At 39.6% G+C, this 6,056-nt stretch carries 7 protein-coding genes; 2 read left to right on the top strand and 5 right to left on the bottom strand.

Annotated elements, in window-relative coordinates:
* The first annotated feature begins 301 nt into the window (after positions 1-301).
* Positions 302-1,726, top strand: a complete 1,425-nt coding sequence (locus FNZ24_RS21005; RefSeq protein ID WP_153916743.1) for a DEAD/DEAH box helicase — start codon at positions 302-304, stop codon at positions 1,724-1,726.
* A gap of 123 nt (positions 1,727-1,849) precedes the next feature.
* On the opposite strand, the gene FNZ24_RS21000 is transcribed toward FNZ24_RS21005, so the two are convergent.
* The 3 genes from FNZ24_RS21000 to FNZ24_RS20990 form a co-directional block, all read right to left on the bottom strand.
* Positions 1,850-2,272 carry a VOC family protein gene (locus tag FNZ24_RS21000; RefSeq protein ID WP_153916741.1) on the bottom strand — a complete coding sequence of 141 codons (423 nt, stop codon included), beginning with the start codon at positions 2,270-2,272 and terminating at the stop codon, positions 1,850-1,852.
* A 14-nt stretch (positions 2,273-2,286) separates the two neighbouring features.
* Positions 2,287-2,712, bottom strand: coding sequence for a VOC family protein (locus FNZ24_RS20995; protein WP_153916740.1), 426 nt, complete (start codon positions 2,710-2,712; stop codon positions 2,287-2,289).
* A 99-nt stretch (positions 2,713-2,811) separates the two neighbouring features.
* The gene (locus FNZ24_RS20990; RefSeq protein WP_153916739.1) at positions 2,812-3,006 is read right to left on the bottom strand and encodes a hypothetical protein; all 195 of its coding nucleotides are present in this window, start codon (positions 3,004-3,006) and stop codon (positions 2,812-2,814) included.
* 206 nt (positions 3,007-3,212) lie between these two features.
* On the opposite strand from FNZ24_RS20990, the gene soxR reads away from it, so the two are divergent.
* Positions 3,213-3,665 (top strand): redox-sensitive transcriptional activator SoxR, encoded by a 453-nt coding sequence (soxR, locus tag FNZ24_RS20985; RefSeq protein WP_153916738.1) that lies wholly within the window; start codon positions 3,213-3,215, stop codon positions 3,663-3,665.
* A 227-nt stretch (positions 3,666-3,892) separates the two neighbouring features.
* On the opposite strand, the gene FNZ24_RS20980 is transcribed toward soxR, so the two are convergent.
* Together FNZ24_RS20980 and ushA are read right to left on the bottom strand one after the other, a co-directional pair.
* Positions 3,893-4,354, bottom strand: coding sequence for an Hsp20 family protein (locus tag FNZ24_RS20980; protein ID WP_153916737.1), 462 nt, complete (start codon positions 4,352-4,354; stop codon positions 3,893-3,895).
* Positions 4,355-4,657: 303 nt separating this feature from the next.
* Positions 4,658-6,056: bifunctional UDP-sugar hydrolase/5'-nucleotidase UshA (gene ushA, locus FNZ24_RS20975; protein WP_153916736.1), on the bottom strand; the 1,399-nt coding region annotated here is incomplete at its 5' end.

The following is a 6,056-nucleotide window of genomic DNA, read 5'->3' as shown; positions in this document are numbered from 1 at the left end:
GCTTCCCGATCTAACCATATRTACAAGGTTTGAAAAGTGAATAACAATTACCTCAGCTTACGCCTTGCATTGTTATCCGAGCTTGTGCCTGACAAAGCATCTTGAGGTAACATGGGTATAAAGGGAGCATCGCTCCCTTTTTCTTTTCAAGCTAAATTGATGTTTCACACACGCACTAACATCTTAAAATTTAATCCTTAAGCTGCATTCTAAACTCCCTCTCTGATATACTTAGCTTCTACTCTTTAAGCTGCTAACACTAAGCTAGCAGTCACTGTTGACACTTTACCCGAGATAACACATGCCATTTGCTAAGCTAGGATTAAGCGATCCTATTATTAACGCCCTGAATTCTTTAGGTTATAGCCAACCTACACCAATTCAAACCCAAGCGATCCCTGTGGCCTTATCGGGTAAAAATATCATTGCCGCAGCGCAAACAGGCACAGGTAAAACTGCTAGCTTTGTATTGCCGATACTTGAGCGTTTTAAAGAGCCTCGTAAAGTGCGCGGTAAACGCGTTAAAGCATTAGTACTTGCTCCTACCCGTGAACTGGTTGTTCAAGTTGAGCAAAACATTCAACAATACAGCAAAAATTTATCGATTAACTCGATGGTAATGTACGGCGGCGTAGACAGTAAACAGCAAAAGCAGCGCCTTATTGAAGGTATTGATATCCTTGTTGCAACGCCGGGTCGTTTATTAGATTTATACACTCAGAGAGCAGTTCATTTTGATGAGCTTGAAGTACTGGTGCTCGATGAAGCAGACCGTATGCTTGATATGGGCTTTATCGAAGACATTAACCGTATTATCGAGCTATTGCCTGATGAACGCCAGAACATGCTATTTTCTGCGACGCTGTCAAATCAAGTACGCGCATTAGCTAAAACAGCAATGCAAAAGCCGGTACAAATCTCAGTTATCGCTGATGCCGACGCAGCGCCTAAAATCGATCAATGGCTTGTTACTGCAGATAAAGATAAAAAATCTGCATTACTCAGTCACTTGATACAAGAAAACGATTGGAAACAAGCGTTAATATTTATCGAGACAAAGCATGGTGCAGCTAAGCTTGTAACTCAGCTAGAAAAACGCGGCATTATTGCAGAGTCATTTCACAGTGGTCGCAGTCAGCCGATACGCGAGCAAATTTTGGCCGACTTTAAATCAGGAAAAATTACCTATTTAATCGCAACAGGTGTAGCAGCCCGTGGTATAGACATTGATGATTTACCGTTAGTAATTAATTATGACCTACCTTTCCCAGCAGATGATTATGTTCACCGTATTGGCCGTACAGGCCGTGCTGGAGCACAAGGTACTGCAGTTTCATTAGTCTCTAAAGATGACTTTAAAAACCTTTGTGCCATCGAGCGCCGTTTAGGTCACATCATTGAACGTAAAGAGGTTGAAGGCTTTGCGCCAAGAAAAGAAGTGCCGATTTCTATTTTAGACTTTGTGCCTAAAAATCCTAAAACACCGAAACCTATAGCAGATCAAGATAAGCCTAAGATGTCGCGTGGTAAGTCAGATAAACCAAAGAATAACCACTACAACAAAAATAAAGCTAAAAAATTCAATCAAGAAGAAGCTGCTAGTTCACCTTATGGCGCAAAAAGCACAAAAGGCTCTTCCAATGAGCGCCGACCACAAGGTTCATCTGAGTCAAAACCTGCATCAGTCCCAAATGGAACTGGCAGTGTGAACCCTTGGAAGCAATAATCTACATTCAAAAGCCTGCACTTCAAACTGAAAGTGCAGGCTTTTTGTTTTCGATTTTGAGCTAGAGATAGAGTTAGAGTTAGAGTTAACTTTCTATTGTATTTGATTTCACTTAGCACTGGTTCACTGCTTTATATTCACTCGCCATGGCGGATTTAATCGGTTTTCTCCCGCCCAATATAGTTTGATTTTATTCCCAGAGGGATCGAATAACACCGCTTCACGCCAAAGATAAGATTCATCAACGGGTAACTGTTCAAATTTGATCCCTTTCTGTATTAACGCTTCAACCCACTCATCTAAATCTTGGTGCTCAAAATAAATCACACTAGCATTTTTTCTTTCCTGTATTGAAACCGATCCTTGCAAAGAATCTCCAGCCAAACAAGACAAAGAAAATGTCGCCTCGCCATCAGGACAAGCAAATCGAGCATAATGGTTGCCATTGGCTTCAGTGCTGACAATTTGTGTAAACCCCAAGGTTAGATAAAAATCACAGGCTTTAGCCATATCATTAACAGTAATTGTGACTTGATTTAATCTCATAGTATTCATTCCAATTAGACAGATAAATAGCAATTACGCTCACTCGGGATATCCGTTAAATACTCAACAAACTCTACTTCGTAGCCATTGGGATCGATGTAATACACACTGTTGTAATTCGCATCTTTACCGCCAACAATCGCAATTTCAAAACCTGCAGACGTTAGCCTTTTAATAAGGCTGTCTAAATTGGTTACCACATAGGCAAAATGAGCCAAGCCTAAATCGTATCCTTCAATCGGGCGTATCTTACCTTTGCCATTATCATTAAAGGAAAGGTAATTGTATTCACCACCGAAGTGGATCCATTTACGCTGTACCCCATGCCACTCGCCCTCGCCTCCACCTCTTACTTTCCAGTGTGGGAATGCTGCTTGATAAAACGCTAATGTGGTGTCTAGATCGTTTACGACTAAATTTAAGTGCTCTAAGCGCATAATATTTCCTTATTTTTAATTTTGATTTTTGATTTAACTAGCTGTTTTCTATAAATACCTAACTATGGTCAAGTCATTGGTTATGTCGTTACTATTCTGTCGTTATTTGATGTTCATCGTTTGACAAAAAAGTAATTGGCTTTTCGCTATCACATCCTCAATCGCTTTCTGAGTATCTTCATCAGTCATTAGCTTTTGCTTGATTATCTCGCTTACAGAACTTGTCATCTTGAATGGCTTGTTGTCCTTGATCGCACTCTTTTTAATGCTTGTGGAATAACTCATCGCTTTACTCATATCTGCCTCCTGCAAATGTCTGTTCGTTGACTTGATAGCGGTTTATTAAATGAACGCCTGTCAATTTAGTGAACGGTTATATAAGATGAAGTCACTATAAAACCTCAACCTAAGTTGAGGTAAAGTGTTTTTATTAAAAAAGTGGTTAATTTTTCATTGAGACAGTCATTTGAACGAGCTGCGACTAAAAAAGGAATGGGCGTCATATGTTAAATGAAGCGGATTTAACCGTAGGTCAAGTTGCAAAACGTTGCGGTATAAAGGTGTCTAGTTTGCACTTTTACGAGACTAAAGGATTGATTAGCAGTTTACGCAATCAAGGCAATCAGCGACGATATCGCCGTGATGTGATTAGGCGTATCTCAGTTATCAAAGCGGCGCAGAAAATGGGCGTCAGTTTACAAGAAATAAAACAAGCCTTGAGCTTTTTACCCAATGAACGAACACCAACAAAAGAGGATTGGGCTAAATTATCTCAAGCATGGCACGATAAACTCACTCAACGTATTCATTACCTTACTGAGCTAAGAGACTCACTAAATGGATGTATTGGTTGCGGTTGTTTATCTATGAAAAGTTGTCCAATTTACAACCCAGAGGACGCACTCGGTATTGATGGCGTTGGCTCAGTAATATTAGATAAAGCCTTATCAGACTAACAAAGTGATGATTGATGAATAAAGAGTGAGAAACTAAAAAGCCCAACAAGGAAATAACTTCTCGTTGGGCAAAATAATCAGGGGAGATGTGAAACTTGTGCTCATTAAAGTGCATGATGAGTGCAAGGGAAATTAAATAGCACGGATGAAACTATGTCTTACAATGTTTGCTATCTCTCATCATCAACAACCTCTCATTGCGATGAGTAAGAGATAGCGTCGAAAGGTTAGCTTTCGATGGTATTGTTTACGTTAGCGCTATTAATTTTAATCTTACGCGCTTTCAATGCTTCAGGAATTTCACGCACTAATTCAATGTTTAATAGGCCATTTTCTAAGCCTGCTCCCACGACATTAACGTGATCAGCTAATTGGAAAGTACGTTCAAATCCACGTTCAGCAATACCTTGATGTAAGTATTTACGTTCATCGTTTACTGCAGCAACTTTACTGCCTTTGACAAGTAACTTGTCACCTTCGCTAGTGATATCAAGCTCATCCATGGTGAAACCAGCAACCGCCATTGTGATGCTATAACGATTCTCGCCAAGTAATTCGATGTTATATGGAGGGTATCCTGTATTACCATTTTGCACAGCGGCGTGCTCAGCCATTTTTGCTAAGCGATCAAAACCAATCGCACTACGGTATAGAGGAGTTAAATCTGGAGTTAAGTTAAATTTGCGCATGTTCATATCCTTGTCTAAAGCAATATGTGAAAAATAATATGCCATTATTGGCGTTGGTCATTACCCTTACGGCGTAATGTAAGTTAGTACCTCTATTGAGCGTGCCTAACTTATAACTAGATATGAGAACGATAATTTTATTTTCAAGTAAATATCGAAAATTATTTTTATTTATTTGTAGCAAAACTTTTATAATTCAATAAATACATAGACTTAAAATAAAAAATAAATTCCAATAAAAAAGGCAATCTTACGATTGCCTTTGGTTGTTATCTCATTAATTCTGTTAGCTTGAAGACTAAATTAATAGATACTGCAGCCTAAACTACTCTTAGATTGCTCAAACTTTAACTCTCCATTAGGCGCATAATCAGCAATATTTATCTGCTCATGTTGTTTAATGTAGTCATACAGTTCAATCGCATCAACATAGCCCGCTTCTAGAATATTAATCTTAGGATAGTTATCACCACCCGCAGCGCTAAAGCTTGGTATTGAGAAGGTGTAGGTTTCATTAATATCAAAAGGCTGATTATTAATACTGTGTATTTCAACATCTTGATCGCGGCACTTCACCGTCATATCAATCCCATAAAACTGCGCATACGCGCCACTGGTTCGGGTATTTGTCGCCACTTTCGATAAGTACTTAACTAACTTTTCACCAGACATTTCAGCTAAACCGATAGTATTTGAAAATGGTTGCACAGTTAATACATCACGATAAGCCACTTCACCAGCTTGAATCGATGCACGGACACCACCTGAATTCATAATGCCGAAGTCGGCACGGACTTTTTCACTGTGAACTTTAGCAATTAAGCGGCCTAAATTGGTTTGCTGTGCACGGACCACTTTACGTTCGCCTTGTAATAGGCCATCGACGCGGCCAATAATCACATCAAGTTCAGCACTGCCCTTTTCTTGATAAGGTAATAAAGCTGCCTCAACATCTGCATTTCGCTCTATCGGCTCACCTACTGGCCATGCTAATTTCTTACCGAAAGCCATACGTTTCAAATTAACAGGGATTAATTGATAATCAATTAAATACAGCTCGCCATTAATATACTCAAAATCAGCACGTCCTACATAGCGCCCCCATTCATGGGCTTGCATGATATAGGTACCGTTTTGCTTATCCGGGCGGCATTTATCACCTGGCATGAAACCTTTATCATACTCACTATTACGCCCACTCATACAAACTGGGTTTTGAGAATGACCTCCGATGATGGCATCTAAATCGCCTTCATTTAGCGCTGTTGCCATCGTCACATCACCAGGTGCATTACTACCGAACTCGCCATTTTGATAATGTCCCATATGGGTAGCAGCAAATACCAGATCGATACTGTCATCAGCTTTAAGATCTGGTAATAGCTTTTTCATTTCATCAATGGGGTTGGTGAATAACAAAGATTCTGTATGTAAGGGGTTAGTCAATTTGGGAGTATCATCGGTGGTCAAACCCACCACGGCAATATTGATATTGCCTAAATTAAATACCTTGTATGGGTCAAAGTATCTTTCATTCGTGTCTTTTCGGTAGATATTAGCCGCAAGCATTGGAAAGTTGGCTAGCTCAGCCTGTTTATCTAAAACCGATAGTGGATTATCAAACTCATGATTACCTACTGCCATCGCATCATAGCCAATCATATTCATACCAATAAAGTCTGGTACTGCTTGTTGTAAATCT

The organism is Shewanella sp. TC10, assembly GCF_009663145.1.
In the GTDB taxonomy this organism is placed as follows: Bacteria; Pseudomonadota; Gammaproteobacteria; order Enterobacterales; family Shewanellaceae; genus Shewanella.
The sequence above is the reverse complement of the archived record's forward strand: the minus strand, read 5'-3'. Positions and strand labels throughout refer to the sequence as shown.

Excerpts from the sequence above, each read along its gene's own strand:
- FNZ24_RS21000 (WP_153916741.1), bottom strand. The coding sequence starts at position 2,272 with ATGAGATTAAATCAAGTCACAATTACTGTTAATGATATGGCTAAAGCC.
- FNZ24_RS20990 (WP_153916739.1), bottom strand. The coding sequence starts at position 3,006 with ATGAGTAAAGCGATGAGTTATTCCACAAGCATTAAAAAGAGTGCGATC.
- FNZ24_RS21005 (WP_153916743.1), top strand. The coding sequence starts at position 302 with ATGCCATTTGCTAAGCTAGGATTAAGCGATCCTATTATTAACGCCCTG.
- FNZ24_RS20980 (WP_153916737.1), bottom strand. The coding sequence starts at position 4,354 with ATGCGCAAATTTAACTTAACTCCAGATTTAACTCCTCTATACCGTAGT.
- soxR (WP_153916738.1), top strand. The coding sequence starts at position 3,213 with ATGTTAAATGAAGCGGATTTAACCGTAGGTCAAGTTGCAAAACGTTGC.